This is a genomic window from Chryseobacterium sp. PvR013, from assembly GCF_017833095.1.
GTDB classification, from domain to species: Bacteria; Bacteroidota; Bacteroidia; order Flavobacteriales; family Weeksellaceae; genus Chryseobacterium; species Chryseobacterium culicis_A.
Genome location: NZ_JAFIBT010000001.1, coordinates 3,173,923 through 3,191,864, shown reverse-complemented (window position 1 = coordinate 3,191,864; position 17,942 = coordinate 3,173,923). Strand labels below are relative to the sequence as shown.

The 17,942-nt window shown below is 41.6% G+C and carries 4 protein-coding genes, 4 tRNA genes and 6 rRNA genes; all 14 read left to right on the top strand.

Features of this window, described 5'->3' with window-relative positions:
* The first annotated feature begins 31 nt into the window (after positions 1 to 31).
* Positions 32 to 700 carry a GTP cyclohydrolase I FolE gene (gene folE / locus JOE44_RS14500; RefSeq protein WP_047376638.1) on the top strand — a complete coding sequence of 223 codons (669 nt, stop codon included), beginning with the start codon at positions 32 to 34 and terminating at the stop codon, positions 698 to 700.
* Positions 701 to 703: 3 nt separating this feature from the next.
* Positions 704 to 1,135: a DinB family protein gene (locus JOE44_RS14495; protein ID WP_209786119.1), complete on the top strand. Its 432-nt coding sequence runs from the start codon at positions 704 to 706 to the stop codon at positions 1,133 to 1,135.
* Positions 1,136 to 1,260: 125 nt separating this feature from the next.
* Positions 1,261 to 2,727, top strand: a complete 1,467-nt coding sequence (cysS, locus tag JOE44_RS14490; protein WP_209786118.1) for a cysteine--tRNA ligase — start codon at positions 1,261 to 1,263, stop codon at positions 2,725 to 2,727.
* A gap of 1,651 nt (positions 2,728 to 4,378) precedes the next feature.
* Positions 4,379 to 5,895: ribosomal RNA gene (locus JOE44_RS14485) — 16S ribosomal RNA — on the top strand.
* 213 nt (positions 5,896 to 6,108) lie between these two features.
* Positions 6,109 to 6,182: transfer RNA gene (locus JOE44_RS14480), tRNA-Ile, on the top strand.
* A gap of 97 nt (positions 6,183 to 6,279) precedes the next feature.
* A tRNA-Ala gene (locus tag JOE44_RS14475) sits at positions 6,280 to 6,353 on the top strand.
* Between the two features lie 204 nt (positions 6,354 to 6,557).
* A 23S ribosomal RNA gene (locus JOE44_RS14470) occupies positions 6,558 to 9,315 on the top strand.
* 140 nt (positions 9,316 to 9,455) lie between these two features.
* A 5S ribosomal RNA gene (rrf, locus tag JOE44_RS14465) occupies positions 9,456 to 9,563 on the top strand.
* A gap of 1,271 nt (positions 9,564 to 10,834) precedes the next feature.
* Positions 10,835 to 12,351: ribosomal RNA gene (locus tag JOE44_RS14460) — 16S ribosomal RNA — on the top strand.
* Positions 12,352 to 12,564: 213 nt separating this feature from the next.
* Positions 12,565 to 12,638 (top strand) — tRNA-Ile (locus JOE44_RS14455).
* 97 nt (positions 12,639 to 12,735) lie between these two features.
* Positions 12,736 to 12,809, top strand: a tRNA-Ala gene (locus JOE44_RS14450).
* Positions 12,810 to 13,013: 204 nt separating this feature from the next.
* A 23S ribosomal RNA gene (locus JOE44_RS14445) occupies positions 13,014 to 15,771 on the top strand.
* A 140-nt stretch (positions 15,772 to 15,911) separates the two neighbouring features.
* A 5S ribosomal RNA gene (gene rrf, locus JOE44_RS14440) occupies positions 15,912 to 16,019 on the top strand.
* Together the 16S, 23S and 5S rRNA genes with 4 tRNA genes alongside form the textbook arrangement of a ribosomal RNA operon.
* A gap of 632 nt (positions 16,020 to 16,651) precedes the next feature.
* Positions 16,652 to 17,818, top strand: a complete 1,167-nt coding sequence (locus JOE44_RS14435) for a T9SS type A sorting domain-containing protein (protein ID WP_209786117.1) — start codon at positions 16,652 to 16,654, stop codon at positions 17,816 to 17,818.
* Positions 17,819 to 17,942: the final 124 nt, after the last annotated feature.

Below are 17,942 nucleotides of genomic sequence, written 5' to 3'. Positions count from 1 at the left end.
TATCCGTATTTTTGCTGCAAATTAAATAAAAATGGTTGATTTTACTGATAACGACGATGATATTTTCACTGGAAAAGAACATACGCCTATAAGGAAAGATGCTTTTGATAAATCGCCACAGGAAAAAATAGAAAAAATTACTGAGCTTTTTGGGGAGATTATGGAAACACTAGGAATGGATATGACAGATGATTCTCTGAAAGACTCTCCAAGACGTGTTGCCAAAATGTATGTGAACGAGATTTTCGGAGGACTTCTTCCTGAAAACAAACCAGGAATCTCTACTTTCTCCAATAAATACAAATACCGCCAGATGTTGGTGGAAAAAGATATCACCGTATACTCTTTCTGCGAACATCACTTTTTACCCATCATAGGAAGAGCCCACGTAGCTTATATTTCCAATGGTGAAGTAATCGGTCTCTCAAAAATCAACAGAATTGTTGATTACTATGCGAAAAGACCACAGGTTCAGGAAAGACTTACCATGCAGATTGTAGATGCTTTGAAAGAAGCATTGGGAACAAAAGATGTAGCCTGTATCATTGATGCAAAACACCTTTGTGTAAACTGCAGAGGAATAAAAGACACCGCAAGTTCTACGATTACCGCAGAATTAAGTGGTATTTTCAGAACAAACCCTATTACAAGACAGGAGTTCTTACATTATGTAGGAAGCCATGCCAAACTGGATTATTAATCAATGAAATACGAAATCCTTAAAAACATTATTGATGCCGAACTTCAGAGATTTCAAAATATCCCTGAAGAAGAATGGTCACATAGAAGTTTTTCAGAAAAATGGTCTAAAAAAGAAATTATTGGTCATCTTTGTGACAGTGCTTTTACAAATATCCGTAGATTTGTGGTAACCCAATACAAAGAGAACGAAAATATTGTATATGACCAGAATTTCTGGGTAAAAGCTCAGAACTATCAGAATGTTCCTACTTCAGATCTTATTGATCTTTGGAAGTCTTTGAACTATCAGATTGTTCATATCGTGGAAAATATTCCGGATGAAGCATTACAAAGAACCTGCGATACAACTAAAACAGAACCTCGGGTGTATACGTTGGAGTTTATTATCAATGATTATGTAGATCATTTACAGCATCATTTAAAAGCGATTTAATTATGATAAAATTTAAAAAAGTTTCACATAAGATTTTTATCACAACAATTATTTGTTGTGACAAAAGTAATTTTTAACTCAATTTTGAATCTTTAAAATCATTAAATCTTTTAACTTAAAAATACATGCAATTAAAAATATATAACTCTCTTACTGCGGAAAAAGAAATATTCAAACCTATTTTAGAAGGAAATGTCGGAATGTATGTCTGCGGACCTACAGTGTACAGCAATGTACATTTGGGAAATGTAAGAACTTTTCTTTCCTTCGATTTTATCTACCGTACCCTGACGCATTTGGGGTATAAAGTAAGATATGTAAGAAATATTACTGATGCAGGTCACCTTACCGATGATGGGAATGTAGATAACGACAGATTCGTAAAACAAACCAGGTTGGAAAAGCTGGAACCCATGGAAATCGTACAGAAATATACGGTAGACTTCCATAAAGTATTGGATATGTTCAATCTGTTGCCTCCTAATATCGAACCTACAGCTACAGGACATATTGTAGAACAGATAGAGCTGACTCAAAAACTGATTGAAAGAGGATTCGCTTACGAAAGCAACGGTTCAGTATACTTTGATGTATTAGAATACAACAAAAGGGGATTGAACTATGGTGAACTTTCAAAACGTAATATAGAAGAACTTTTTGCCAATACGAGAGATCTTGACGGACAGGGAGAAAAGAAAAACCCGCAGGATTTTGCATTGTGGAAAAAAGCATCTCCGGCTCACATTATGAGATGGAACTCTCCTTGGGGAGAAGGATTCCCGGGATGGCATCTTGAGTGTACTGCAATGAGTACTAAATATTTAGGTGAAACATTCGACATCCATGGAGGAGGAATGGATCTTAAATTCCCTCACCACGAATGTGAAATAGCACAAGGGAAAGCTTGCAATGACGCAGCACCGGTAAATTACTGGATGCATGCCAATATGTTGACAATGAACTCACAACGTATGAGCAAGTCTACAGGAAACTATATCCTTCCTATGCAATTGGTTACAGGAGACAATGATTTCTTTGAAAAACCTTTCCACCCTTCAATTGTACGTTTCTGCTTCCTGCAGGCACATTACAGAAGTGTGCTGGATATTTCAAACGATGCAATGCTGGCCAGTGAAAAAGGATTTATCAGACTGATGGAAGCCGTAAAAGTATTGAATTCCATTACGCCTGATGATACAAAACAATCCGGTTTCAGCCTGAAGGAGTGGAAAAATAAAGCATATGAAGCTTTAACAGACGATTTCAATTCACCAATCCTGATTGCTCACCTGTTTGAAGCAGTAAAATACATCTTCGCTTTGAATGATGGGAAAGAAACAATCTCAACTGCAGATCTTGAAGATTTAAAATCAACATTGAATGCCTTTATCTTTGACGTTTTGGGATTACAGACCATAGAAGAAAATAATAATGAAAAGCTTGATCAGACCCTAAAGGTGTTGATCGAACTGAGAAACCAGGCAAGAAAATCTAAGAATTTTGACCTTTCAGATCAGATCAGAGACAAACTGCTTGCTGAAGGAATCGAATTAAAAGACGGAAGAGACGGAACATCATACGTTCTGAACTAAAAATATAACTTCGTTTTATACCCATTCCGTAGGAGTCCCACATTTAGGATTCTTACGGAATGTTTTTTTTTACCCCTTTTACAAATATTAAATTACTTCTTTCACTCATCAACTCTCAATCTCTCAATCTCTCAAACTCTCAAACCCTCAAACTTAATGAGGAGCTATTTCCTGCTATCCATTCATACTCCTCACGCCTGCACGCTCCCACACTCAGACCCATCCACTCTCCAACCCAAGCTGCGGGGTAACCATTTCTATCAGGGCTAGGGGAGAGGTGTTGTTAATTATAAATGATGAATGATGAATGATGAATGATGAATGATGAATTCGGGGTTTGGGTCTTGAGTTTCGGGTTTCGTGTTCTGTTTTTTGATATTTGAGTTCCGGATTTTCAGGCTTCGTATTATTACGATCCTCATTTTATATTATCCTCATCAGTATTTATATTCCATAAGAACAAGCTTTATCTAGTTTTCATAACACACTTTTTTTGTATACCTATATTATATATTATATCCAGTATCCTCTGTGCAAGTCTGTGCCATCTGTGGGAAAAAATAACCACGCATCCCAACCAATACCCATTCTCACTACAATCATATTCAATATTAGCGTTGCTTGATCCCGTTTTCATTACACACTTTTTTTGTATACCTATATTATATCCATCATCCTCTGTGCAAATCCGTGCCATCTGTGGGAAAAAATAACCACGCATCCCAACCAATACCCATTCTCACTACAATCATATTCAATATTAGCATGCTTTATCCTGTTTTCACTACACATCTTTTTTGTATGCTATATTATATCTATGCTCCTCTTTGTAAATCTGTGCCACCTGTGGGAAAAAATTACAATGCATCCCAACCAATACCCATTCCCACTACAATCATATTCAATAGAAACGGGCTTTAGCCCGTTTTATTAAAAATATTCCTTTACTATGGCTTTAGCCAAAACTTACTCTTTACCTATATATAGTATATAAAAGACACCATACCTTCCATTACCCATTACCCATTACCCATTACTCATTACTCATGATTCCCCCTTTCGCGCTCAAACCCTCAAATTCTCAAATTCTCCCACCCTCAACCCCTCCCACTCGTAATCCCAAACATTTGTTTAAAATTTTTCTCACTTTGTATCAGTGGCTTATGTTCAAATATTACGAGGATATAACATTTATGTTAAATAAAGTTGTTTTGCGTTGCAATAAGTTGTTATCTTTGCCCCACTGAAAAACGAGAGTAGTTCAGTAGCGCAGAAGAGCTTTTAGCTAAGCAGAAACAATATGATACTTCAAAAAGAGACAAACAAAAAACTTTAATTTTTTTACAAAAAAGAGTTGTGAGTTTAAAAAGAGTTTGTATCTTTGCAGTCCCAATTACAGGGAGCGCAGGAGTAGGATGATTGAGGGTTTAGGAGAGATTAAGGTTACTTAAAAAACTTTAAAATTTTCTTCAAAAACATTTGGTCATTAAGAAATAAAGTTTTACTTTTGCACTCGCAAATACGGAGCGACACTGACAGAGAGATTGCTTCGTTACAAAGCGAAAGATATAAAGATCATTGACATACAATATAACAACCAAGTAAGGAAAAACTAAAGCGTTAAAAAACTTTGAGTGAGTCAGACAAACATACAATGGAGAGTTTGATCCTGGCTCAGGATGAACGCTAGCGGGAGGCCTAACACATGCAAGCCGAGCGGTAGAGATCTTTCGGGATCTTGAGAGCGGCGTACGGGTGCGGAACACGTGTGCAACCTGCCTTTATCTGGGGGATAGCCTTTCGAAAGGAAGATTAATACCCCATAATATTTTGAATGGCATCATTTAAAATTGAAAACTCCGGTGGATAGAGATGGGCACGCGCAAGATTAGATAGTTGGTGAGGTAACGGCTCACCAAGTCTGCGATCTTTAGGGGGCCTGAGAGGGTGATCCCCCACACTGGTACTGAGACACGGACCAGACTCCTACGGGAGGCAGCAGTGAGGAATATTGGACAATGGGTGAGAGCCTGATCCAGCCATCCCGCGTGAAGGACGACGGCCCTATGGGTTGTAAACTTCTTTTGTATAGGGATAAACCTTTCCACGTGTGGGAAGCTGAAGGTACTATACGAATAAGCACCGGCTAACTCCGTGCCAGCAGCCGCGGTAATACGGAGGGTGCAAGCGTTATCCGGATTTATTGGGTTTAAAGGGTCCGTAGGCGGATCTGTAAGTCAGTGGTGAAATCTCACAGCTTAACTGTGAAACTGCCATTGATACTGCAGGTCTTGAGTGTTATTGAAGTAGCTGGAATAAGTAGTGTAGCGGTGAAATGCATAGATATTACTTAGAACACCAATTGCGAAGGCAGGTTACTAAGCAACAACTGACGCTGATGGACGAAAGCGTGGGGAGCGAACAGGATTAGATACCCTGGTAGTCCACGCCGTAAACGATGCTAACTCGTTTTTGGGCTTTTGGGCTCAGAGACTAAGCGAAAGTGATAAGTTAGCCACCTGGGGAGTACGTTCGCAAGAATGAAACTCAAAGGAATTGACGGGGGCCCGCACAAGCGGTGGATTATGTGGTTTAATTCGATGATACGCGAGGAACCTTACCAAGGCTTAAATGGGAAATGACAGGTTTAGAAATAGACTTTTCTTCGGACATTTTTCAAGGTGCTGCATGGTTGTCGTCAGCTCGTGCCGTGAGGTGTTAGGTTAAGTCCTGCAACGAGCGCAACCCCTGTCACTAGTTGCCATCATTAAGTTGGGGACTCTAGTGAGACTGCCTACGCAAGTAGAGAGGAAGGTGGGGATGACGTCAAATCATCACGGCCCTTACGCCTTGGGCCACACACGTAATACAATGGCCAGTACAGAGGGCAGCTACACAGCGATGTGATGCAAATCTCGAAAGCTGGTCTCAGTTCGGATTGGAGTCTGCAACTCGACTCTATGAAGCTGGAATCGCTAGTAATCGCGCATCAGCCATGGCGCGGTGAATACGTTCCCGGGCCTTGTACACACCGCCCGTCAAGCCATGGAAGTCTGGGGTACCTGAAGTCGGTGACCGTAACAGGAGCTGCCTAGGGTAAAACAGGTAACTAGGGCTAAGTCGTAACAAGGTAGCCGTACCGGAAGGTGCGGCTGGAACATCTCATTTTAGAGCGTCTTTAGACGATAAACAAAATTAGTATCGTAAGATACAGTACTTACTTAAAGTTCAAGCTTTAGTTTTTTGTTTGGTTGCTATATAAAAATACAAAACCCACTAGAAATTAGTAAAGGGATAGAGAGATTTTAGATTATAAATTATAGATTTTAGATTTAAATAATCATTTAAAATTTTCAATTTAAAATTTAAAATTAATAATGAAGTCTCGTAGCTCAGCTGGTTAGAGCGCTACACTGATAATGTAGAGGTCGGCAGTTCGAGCCTGCCCGAGACTACTAATTGAAGGGATTATAGATTATAAATTATAGATTTTAGATTATAACGCATGTTTCATTTAAAATTTATAATCTAGAATTTACAATTTCTACTAGAGGGGAATTAGCTCAGCTGGCTAGAGCGCCTGCCTTGCACGCAGGAGGTCAAGGGTTCGACTCCCTTATTCTCCACAGTTTTGAAAGCTTAATTTAAAAGTTACGGATAGAGCCAAAAACAATATCTGTTCATTAAGCGGACAAGAAGACATTAAGATCATTGACATTAACGGTAAAGACATCACAAAGAGATAACCGAGCACTTTCGAGTGCCGAGTTTATAAAAATATCGATAGACGAGAGTTTATCAAAAAATACTGAACTAATTTAAATATTAGGAAAGAAATCGTTAAGGGCGTATGGCGGATGCCTAGGCTTTCAGAGGCGACGAAGGACGTGGTAAGCTGCGAAAAGCTGCGGGGATTGGCACACACGAATTGATCCGCAGATGTCCGAATGGGGCAACCCGGCTGGTTGAAGACCAGTCACCTCTTAGGAGGAGCAAACCCGGAGAACTGAAACATCTAAGTACCCGGAGGAAAAGAAATCGAAGAGATTCCGTAAGTAGTGGCGAGCGAAAGCGGATTAGCCCAAAAGTCTTTATATGTTTAGAGGAATGTTCTGGAAAGAACAATCATAGAAGGTGATAATCCTGTACTCGAAAGGCATATTTGGATGATAAATGAGTAGGGCGGGACACGTGAAATCCTGTCTGAATATGGGGGGACCATCCTCCAAGGCTAAATACTCCTGAAAGACCGATAGTGAACAAGTACTGTGAAGGAAAGGTGAAAAGCACTTCGAATAGAAGGGTGAAATAGAACCTGAAACCGTACGCCTACAAGCGGTCGGAGCACCTATATGGTGTGACGGCGTGCCTTTTGCATAATGAGCCTACGAGTTAATTTTACTAGCGAGGTTAAGGTATTAAGTACCGGAGCCGGAGCGAAAGCGAGTCTGAATAGGGCGTATAGTTAGTAGGATTAGACGCGAAACCTTGTGATCTACCCATGGGCAGGTTGAAGCTCTGGTAACACAGAGTGGAGGACCGAACCGGTTGACGTTGAAAAGTCTTCGGATGACCTGTGGGTAGGGGTGAAAGGCCAATCAAACTGGGAGATAGCTCGTACTCTCCGAAATGCATTTAGGTGCAGCGTCGTATATAAGTTTATTAGAGGTAGAGCTACTGATTGGATGCGGGGGTTTCATCGCCTACCAATTCCTGACAAACTCCGAATGCTAATAAATGTTCTACGGCAGTGAGGGCATGGGTGCTAAGGTCCATGTCCGAGAGGGAAAGAACCCAGACCAACAGCTAAGGTCCCAAAATATATGTTAAGTTGAAGCAACGCGGTTGGACTGCATTGACAGCTAGGATGTTGGCTTGGAAGCAGCCATTCATTTAAAGAGTGCGTAACAGCTCACTAGTCGAGCGGTCCGGCATGGATAATAATCGGGCATAAACATATTACCGAAGCTATGGATTTGTATTTTAGATACATCTGGTAGGAGAGCATTCTATTTGCGCCGAAGCAGTACTGTGAGGTATTGTGGAGCGGATAGAAAAGAAAATGTAGGCATAAGTAACGATAAAGCGGGCGAGAAACCCGCTCACCGAAAGACTAAGGTTTCCTCAGCCATGCTAATCAGCTGAGGGTTAGTCGGGACCTAACGCGAACCCGAAAGGGGTAGTGGATGGACAATGGGTTAATATTCCCATACTTGCTCACACTAAAAAGGGGACGGAGTGCCGTACTTACTGGAGACTGACGGAATAGTCAAGGCCTAGCCTTCGGGCGAAGCTGCTGTAGGGAAAGTGCTTCCAAGAAAAGCCGAAGTGAAGCAACCCGTACCAAAACCGACACAGGTAGTCGAGGAGAGAATCCTAAGGTGCTAGAGTGAATCATGGTTAAGGAACTAGGCAAAATAGTCTCGTAACTTCGGGAGAAGAGACGCCATCAGCAATGGTGGCCGCAGTAAAGAGGCCCAGGCGACTGTTTATCAAAAACACAGGACTCTGCAAAATCGAAAGATGCAGTATAGGGTCTGACACCTGCCCGGTGCTGGAAGGTTAAGGAAGGTGCTTAGGGTTAAACCGAAGGCATTGACTGAAGCCCCAGTAAACGGCGGCCGTAACTATAACGGTCCTAAGGTAGCGAAATTCCTTGTCGGGTAAGTTCCGACCTGCACGAATGGTGTAACGATCTGGGCACTGTCTCAACCATGAGCTCTGTGAAATTGTAGTATCGGTGAAGATGCCGATTACCCGCAATGGGACGAAAAGACCCTGTGAACCTTTACTATAACTTCGTATTGACTTTGAGTAAGTAATGTGTAGGATAGGTGGGAGGCTTTGAAGCAGGCACGCTAGTGTTTGTGGAGCCAACGTTGAAATACCACCCTTTACTTACTTGGAGCCTAACTTCTTTTAGAAGGACATTGCGTGGTGGGTAGTTTGACTGGGGTGGTCGCCTCCAAAAGAGTAACGGAGGCTTTCAAAGGTACCCTCAGCACGCTTGGTAACCGTGCGTAGAGTGTAATGGCATAAGGGTGCTTGACTGTGAGACCTACAAGTCGATCAGGTGCGAAAGCAGGACATAGTGATCCGGTGGTTCCGTATGGAAGGGCCATCGCTCATAGGATAAAAGGTACTCCGGGGATAACAGGCTAGTCTCCCCCAAGAGCTCACATCGACGGGGAGGTTCGGCACCTCGATGTCGGCTCGTCACATCCTGGGGCTGGAGAAGGTCCCAAGGGTTGGGCTGTTCGCCCATTAAAGTGGCACGCGAGCTGGGTTCAGAACGTCGTGAGACAGTTCGGTCTCTATCTATTGCGGGCGTTAGATGTTTGAGAGGGCTTGATTCTAGTACGAGAGGACCGAATTGAACAAACCTCTGGTGTATCAGTTGTACCGCCAGGTGCACTGCTGAGTAGCTACGTTTGGAAGAGATAAGCACTGAAAGCATATAAGTGCGAAACTCGCCTCAAGATGAGACATCTTTTAAGGGTCGTTGGAGATGACGACGTTGATAGGCTATAGGTGTAAAGACAGTAATGTCATAGCCAAGTAGTACTAATTACCCGTAGATTTATAGCCTGATATGGCGCACGGAAGTGCAGCAAGGTTACCTCTTTGTGAAAGTTTTTATCGATAAAATAGAAGTTAGAATCTAGATATTAGAAGTTAGTTTTTACTAATCTCTAAGTACTAATCTCTAACCTCTTATATACAACCTTTAGGGTGGTTTTAGCGGTGGGGCTCACCTGTTCCCATTCCGAACACAGAAGTTAAGCCCACCAGCGCCGATGGTACTGCTAACGCGGGAGAGTAGGCCGCCGCCAGTTTTTATTTTATTTTTAAAAATCCTTTATCTGATGATAAAGGATTTTTTTTGTTGTATACTATCCCCATAGCTACCTGCTTACCCTGACAAATCCCAACCCAACATAAATAATCAATAATGAGTAATAAGTAATATCTAACGTATGCTATCATTACCCATTACCCATTACCCATCTTTACCCCAACACACTTGTCACTCCGTAGGAGCCTCAATGATCCGGTACAAAATAAAATACGCTTTACTTAATATATCATCATAAACTTCTCTTTTTAAAACTTCAGCAAACTCCCATAGTGGTATTTGCATTCGAAGCTAAATCTAATTGAGTTTCTACCTTTAGTAAACTTCAGAATTTTCTTCCACAAGAAGAAGCTTGTTTTTTCCATTATCATTTTCTTTATGATATCTCATTCACATTTCGAAAAATTTAAGCAAGCAAAATAGATTTTTCCTATTTCCTTTCTCTGGCTTTTCTACGAATCTGTAAATATCTTTACAATACTCCACCGTTTATAATCTATCTTTTACCGATTAAAGCCTAACTCATTTTTTTAATCTTACAAATTAAATGCAGGTATGACTACAGTATTCAAATGCTGATTTAAAAAATAAATTACCAGAACTTGCCTCACACCTGTTTAGGTGATTACCATCTATTGATTCATTATTACTTGAAATTCACCTTATGAAACTGAATTTTATATACTATTTTTTTATGTGTCTCTGTATTTGCATATTGTGGATAAGTATATTTTATGTATAATGAATTGTTTATTAGGTTATTATGTGAATACTTTTCCACTTTTGGTATTTTTATCTTGCATAAAGTTGCGGGGTATGGTATAAGTTTCTATCTTTGCCCCACTGAAAAACGAGAGTAGTTCAGTAGCGCAGAAGAGCTTTTAGCTAAGCAGAAACAATATGATACTTCAAAAAGAGACAAACAAAAAACTTTAATTTTTTTATTAAAAAGAGTTGCGGGTTTAAAAAGAGTTTGTATCTTTGCAGTCCCAATTACAGGGAGCGCAGGAGTAGGATGATTGAGGGTTTGGGAGAGATTAAGGTTACTTAAAAAACTTTAAAATTTTCTTCAAAAACATTTGGTCATTAAGAAATAAAGTTTTACTTTTGCACTCGCAAATACGGAGCGACACTGACAGAGAGATTGCTTCGTTACAAAGCGAAAGATATAAAGATCATTGACATACAATATAACAACCAAGTAAGGAAAAACTAAAGCGTTAAAAAACTTTGAGTGAGTCAGACAAACATACAATGGAGAGTTTGATCCTGGCTCAGGATGAACGCTAGCGGGAGGCCTAACACATGCAAGCCGAGCGGTAGAGATCTTTCGGGATCTTGAGAGCGGCGTACGGGTGCGGAACACGTGTGCAACCTGCCTTTATCTGGGGGATAGCCTTTCGAAAGGAAGATTAATACCCCATAATATTTTGAATGGCATCATTTAAAATTGAAAACTCCGGTGGATAGAGATGGGCACGCGCAAGATTAGATAGTTGGTGAGGTAACGGCTCACCAAGTCTGCGATCTTTAGGGGGCCTGAGAGGGTGATCCCCCACACTGGTACTGAGACACGGACCAGACTCCTACGGGAGGCAGCAGTGAGGAATATTGGACAATGGGTGAGAGCCTGATCCAGCCATCCCGCGTGAAGGACGACGGCCCTATGGGTTGTAAACTTCTTTTGTATAGGGATAAACCTTTCCACGTGTGGGAAGCTGAAGGTACTATACGAATAAGCACCGGCTAACTCCGTGCCAGCAGCCGCGGTAATACGGAGGGTGCAAGCGTTATCCGGATTTATTGGGTTTAAAGGGTCCGTAGGCGGATCTGTAAGTCAGTGGTGAAATCTCACAGCTTAACTGTGAAACTGCCATTGATACTGCAGGTCTTGAGTGTTATTGAAGTAGCTGGAATAAGTAGTGTAGCGGTGAAATGCATAGATATTACTTAGAACACCAATTGCGAAGGCAGGTTACTAAGCAACAACTGACGCTGATGGACGAAAGCGTGGGGAGCGAACAGGATTAGATACCCTGGTAGTCCACGCCGTAAACGATGCTAACTCGTTTTTGGGCTTTTGGGCTCAGAGACTAAGCGAAAGTGATAAGTTAGCCACCTGGGGAGTACGTTCGCAAGAATGAAACTCAAAGGAATTGACGGGGGCCCGCACAAGCGGTGGATTATGTGGTTTAATTCGATGATACGCGAGGAACCTTACCAAGGCTTAAATGGGAAATGACAGGTTTAGAAATAGACTTTTCTTCGGACATTTTTCAAGGTGCTGCATGGTTGTCGTCAGCTCGTGCCGTGAGGTGTTAGGTTAAGTCCTGCAACGAGCGCAACCCCTGTCACTAGTTGCCATCATTAAGTTGGGGACTCTAGTGAGACTGCCTACGCAAGTAGAGAGGAAGGTGGGGATGACGTCAAATCATCACGGCCCTTACGCCTTGGGCCACACACGTAATACAATGGCCAGTACAGAGGGCAGCTACACAGCGATGTGATGCAAATCTCGAAAGCTGGTCTCAGTTCGGATTGGAGTCTGCAACTCGACTCTATGAAGCTGGAATCGCTAGTAATCGCGCATCAGCCATGGCGCGGTGAATACGTTCCCGGGCCTTGTACACACCGCCCGTCAAGCCATGGAAGTCTGGGGTACCTGAAGTCGGTGACCGTAACAGGAGCTGCCTAGGGTAAAACAGGTAACTAGGGCTAAGTCGTAACAAGGTAGCCGTACCGGAAGGTGCGGCTGGAACATCTCATTTTAGAGCGTCTTTAGACGATAAACAAAATTAGTATCGTAAGATACAGTACTTACTTAAAGTTCAAGCTTTAGTTTTTTGTTTGGTTGCTATATAAAAATACAAAACCCACTAGAAATTAGTAAAGGGATAGAGAGATTTTAGATTATAAATTATAGATTTTAGATTTAAATAATCATTTAAAATTTTCAATTTAAAATTTAAAATTAATAATGAAGTCTCGTAGCTCAGCTGGTTAGAGCGCTACACTGATAATGTAGAGGTCGGCAGTTCGAGCCTGCCCGAGACTACTAATTGAAGGGATTATAGATTATAAATTATAGATTTTAGATTATAACGCATGTTTCATTTAAAATTTATAATCTAGAATTTACAATTTCTACTAGAGGGGAATTAGCTCAGCTGGCTAGAGCGCCTGCCTTGCACGCAGGAGGTCAAGGGTTCGACTCCCTTATTCTCCACAGTTTTGAAAGCTTAATTTAAAAGTTACGGATAGAGCCAAAAACAATATCTGTTCATTAAGCGGACAAGAAGACATTAAGATCATTGACATTAACGGTAAAGACATCACAAAGAGATAACCGAGCACTTTCGAGTGCCGAGTTTATAAAAATATCGATAGACGAGAGTTTATCAAAAAATACTGAACTAATTTAAATATTAGGAAAGAAATCGTTAAGGGCGTATGGCGGATGCCTAGGCTTTCAGAGGCGACGAAGGACGTGGTAAGCTGCGAAAAGCTGCGGGGATTGGCACACACGAATTGATCCGCAGATGTCCGAATGGGGCAACCCGGCTGGTTGAAGACCAGTCACCTCTTAGGAGGAGCAAACCCGGAGAACTGAAACATCTAAGTACCCGGAGGAAAAGAAATCGAAGAGATTCCGTAAGTAGTGGCGAGCGAAAGCGGATTAGCCCAAAAGTCTTTATATGTTTAGAGGAATGTTCTGGAAAGAACAATCATAGAAGGTGATAATCCTGTACTCGAAAGGCATATTTGGATGATAAATGAGTAGGGCGGGACACGTGAAATCCTGTCTGAATATGGGGGGACCATCCTCCAAGGCTAAATACTCCTGAAAGACCGATAGTGAACAAGTACTGTGAAGGAAAGGTGAAAAGCACTTCGAATAGAAGGGTGAAATAGAACCTGAAACCGTACGCCTACAAGCGGTCGGAGCACCTATATGGTGTGACGGCGTGCCTTTTGCATAATGAGCCTACGAGTTAATTTTACTAGCGAGGTTAAGGTATTAAGTACCGGAGCCGGAGCGAAAGCGAGTCTGAATAGGGCGTATAGTTAGTAGGATTAGACGCGAAACCTTGTGATCTACCCATGGGCAGGTTGAAGCTCTGGTAACACAGAGTGGAGGACCGAACCGGTTGACGTTGAAAAGTCTTCGGATGACCTGTGGGTAGGGGTGAAAGGCCAATCAAACTGGGAGATAGCTCGTACTCTCCGAAATGCATTTAGGTGCAGCGTCGTATATAAGTTTATTAGAGGTAGAGCTACTGATTGGATGCGGGGGTTTCATCGCCTACCAATTCCTGACAAACTCCGAATGCTAATAAATGTTCTACGGCAGTGAGGGCATGGGTGCTAAGGTCCATGTCCGAGAGGGAAAGAACCCAGACCAACAGCTAAGGTCCCAAAATATATGTTAAGTTGAAGCAACGCGGTTGGACTGCATTGACAGCTAGGATGTTGGCTTGGAAGCAGCCATTCATTTAAAGAGTGCGTAACAGCTCACTAGTCGAGCGGTCCGGCATGGATAATAATCGGGCATAAACATATTACCGAAGCTATGGATTTGTATTTTAGATACATCTGGTAGGAGAGCATTCTATTTGCGCCGAAGCAGTACTGTGAGGTATTGTGGAGCGGATAGAAAAGAAAATGTAGGCATAAGTAACGATAAAGCGGGCGAGAAACCCGCTCACCGAAAGACTAAGGTTTCCTCAGCCATGCTAATCAGCTGAGGGTTAGTCGGGACCTAACGCGAACCCGAAAGGGGTAGTGGATGGACAATGGGTTAATATTCCCATACTTGCTCACACTAAAAAGGGGACGGAGTGCCGTACTTACTGGAGACTGACGGAATAGTCAAGGCCTAGCCTTCGGGCGAAGCTGCTGTAGGGAAAGTGCTTCCAAGAAAAGCCGAAGTGAAGCAACCCGTACCAAAACCGACACAGGTAGTCGAGGAGAGAATCCTAAGGTGCTAGAGTGAATCATGGTTAAGGAACTAGGCAAAATAGTCTCGTAACTTCGGGAGAAGAGACGCCATCAGCAATGGTGGCCGCAGTAAAGAGGCCCAGGCGACTGTTTATCAAAAACACAGGACTCTGCAAAATCGAAAGATGCAGTATAGGGTCTGACACCTGCCCGGTGCTGGAAGGTTAAGGAAGGTGCTTAGGGTTAAACCGAAGGCATTGACTGAAGCCCCAGTAAACGGCGGCCGTAACTATAACGGTCCTAAGGTAGCGAAATTCCTTGTCGGGTAAGTTCCGACCTGCACGAATGGTGTAACGATCTGGGCACTGTCTCAACCATGAGCTCTGTGAAATTGTAGTATCGGTGAAGATGCCGATTACCCGCAATGGGACGAAAAGACCCTGTGAACCTTTACTATAACTTCGTATTGACTTTGAGTAAGTAATGTGTAGGATAGGTGGGAGGCTTTGAAGCAGGCACGCTAGTGTTTGTGGAGCCAACGTTGAAATACCACCCTTTACTTACTTGGAGCCTAACTTCTTTTAGAAGGACATTGCGTGGTGGGTAGTTTGACTGGGGTGGTCGCCTCCAAAAGAGTAACGGAGGCTTTCAAAGGTACCCTCAGCACGCTTGGTAACCGTGCGTAGAGTGTAATGGCATAAGGGTGCTTGACTGTGAGACCTACAAGTCGATCAGGTGCGAAAGCAGGACATAGTGATCCGGTGGTTCCGTATGGAAGGGCCATCGCTCATAGGATAAAAGGTACTCCGGGGATAACAGGCTAGTCTCCCCCAAGAGCTCACATCGACGGGGAGGTTCGGCACCTCGATGTCGGCTCGTCACATCCTGGGGCTGGAGAAGGTCCCAAGGGTTGGGCTGTTCGCCCATTAAAGTGGCACGCGAGCTGGGTTCAGAACGTCGTGAGACAGTTCGGTCTCTATCTATTGCGGGCGTTAGATGTTTGAGAGGGCTTGATTCTAGTACGAGAGGACCGAATTGAACAAACCTCTGGTGTATCAGTTGTACCGCCAGGTGCACTGCTGAGTAGCTACGTTTGGAAGAGATAAGCACTGAAAGCATATAAGTGCGAAACTCGCCTCAAGATGAGACATCTTTTAAGGGTCGTTGGAGATGACGACGTTGATAGGCTATAGGTGTAAAGACAGTAATGTCATAGCCAAGTAGTACTAATTACCCGTAGATTTATAGCCTGATATGGCGCACGGAAGTGCAGCAAGGTTACCTCTTTGTGAAAGTTTTTATCGATAAAATAGAAGTTAGAATCTAGATATTAGAAGTTAGTTTTTACTAATCTCTAAGTACTAATCTCTAACCTCTTATATACAACCTTTAGGGTGGTTTTAGCGGTGGGGCTCACCTGTTCCCATTCCGAACACAGAAGTTAAGCCCACCAGCGCCGATGGTACTGCTAACGCGGGAGAGTAGGCCGCCGCCAGTTTTTATTTTATTTTTAAAAATCCTTTATCTGATGATAAAGGATTTTTTTTGTTGTATACTATCCCCATAGCTACCTGCTTACCGTACAAATCCCAACCCAACATAAATAATCAGCAATCAGCAATGAGTAATATCCAACGTATGCTATCATTACTTATTACCTATTACTCATCTCTACCCAACACTATTGTCACTCTGCAGGTGTCTAAACAATCCATTTAAAATTCTGTAGTTTATCCTTTGAATTATTCTTTAGACTCTAATAAATGTGGCTAGATTCCTACGGAATGACATCATCGGAACTATTAAATCTCACGATATAAAACCAATCATTCTTAAATAGGATGCCGAAACTCATCATTCATAACTTATAATTCATAATTGACTTTCTCCTAGCCCCGATAGCAATGGTTACCCCGCAGCTTGCGTGGGAGCGTGCAGGCGCGAGGAGTATGAATGGATAGCGGGATACACCTCCTCTTATTACCCATTACTCATTACCCATCCATTTATCTATATTACTCTGAAATCATTAGTTAACTTTTATTCAAATAGCGGGGATTTTTTATTTTTTAATTCGAAAATTGTGTAACTTAGTAATATCAAATAATTACGAATCTAAAGATATATACTATGAAAAAACATTTATTCCCTTTATTTTTACTGCTATTAGGTGTGAATGCACAAGCACAACAGGATTTCTTTGCGATTACAGGAAAAGAGAGACAAAGTATTACTTTCAATGATTTTCGTGCAATTGATGGGATTAACGGAACTTCAGGAGAGAAGTATTTTACAGCAGATTCTGCAGCCAAAGTATTTTCGCAAACCAGAAAAGGCATTGTAGCGGAAGACAAAAATTCTTACAGCAATTCTCAAGCCGTAACTTTAGCCGCTCTTGCATATGATTCTTCAAATAATAATCTGGTGTATATGCCAATGTTTTCATCGAATATCTATGTATTGAATCCCAAGACAAAGGAAATCACTTTAGTGGAAAACAATGTTGCAAGAGTATCATCATGCGATATTAACTCTCATATTACCAGAATGACAACCGGATATAACGGGAAAATTTATGCGGTAAATAATGCAGGAACACAGTTTTTGGAAATCAGCAGAAATGGTGAACAATATGTAGTAAATGATCTTGGTATTATTAAAGATGATAACTCTAATGGACGAAATTCATTTACGGCGATGGAAACTGGATTTGGAGGTGATATGATTGCTGATGCGGATAATAACTTTTATATTTTCGCTGCTTCAGGAAATGTTTTTAAAGTTCTTACAAAAGATTTAAAAGCTAAATTTATCGGTAAAATTGCAGGTATTCCAGATAACTATTCAGTAAATGGTTCTGCAGTAAATGCTCAGGGCAAAATTGTAATAGCGAGTGCAAAAGGAGGTGCTTTATACGAGGTAGATCTGGCTACTTTGCAAGCTAAGCAGCTTCCGGGAGAGCAGGGACTGCATATTTATGATTTGGCAAGTAAATATTTTGCTAACGATAAATCTTCAGTATCCAATAGCCTGAACGCCAATCTTGATATTTATCCAACAAGAGTAGATGAACACTATATCAACGTCCATGTTAATAATAATGTAAAAGGTAGTATTAAACTGAACATTTTCGATATGGCTGGTAAAAATGTAATGATTCAGAATCTGTCTGTGAAAGATGGCTCATTAGATGAAAAAGTATATCTTAATGGATTGGTAGCCGGAGCTTATATTGTAAATATAGCTGATGAATCAGGAAAAATACTATTCAATAAAAAGATTCTGGTAACGAGATAATAGAGTCCTATGGCTCAGAATATAAAGACCTTTTCAAATTGTTTTGAGAAGGTTTTTTAATGATTATTTGATCTTCAATAAGTTTTATTTTTCGATATTAAAATGTACTTTTATAAAAAAATAT

Bases quoted from the DNA above. Each gene is read 5' to 3' on its own strand.
- folE (WP_047376638.1), top strand. From the start codon at position 32: ATGGTTGATTTTACTGATAACGACGATGATATTTTCACTGGAAAAGAA.
- JOE44_RS14495 (WP_209786119.1), top strand. From the start codon at position 704: ATGAAATACGAAATCCTTAAAAACATTATTGATGCCGAACTTCAGAGA.
- cysS (WP_209786118.1), top strand. From the start codon at position 1,261: ATGCAATTAAAAATATATAACTCTCTTACTGCGGAAAAAGAAATATTC.
- JOE44_RS14435 (WP_209786117.1), top strand. From the start codon at position 16,652: ATGAAAAAACATTTATTCCCTTTATTTTTACTGCTATTAGGTGTGAAT.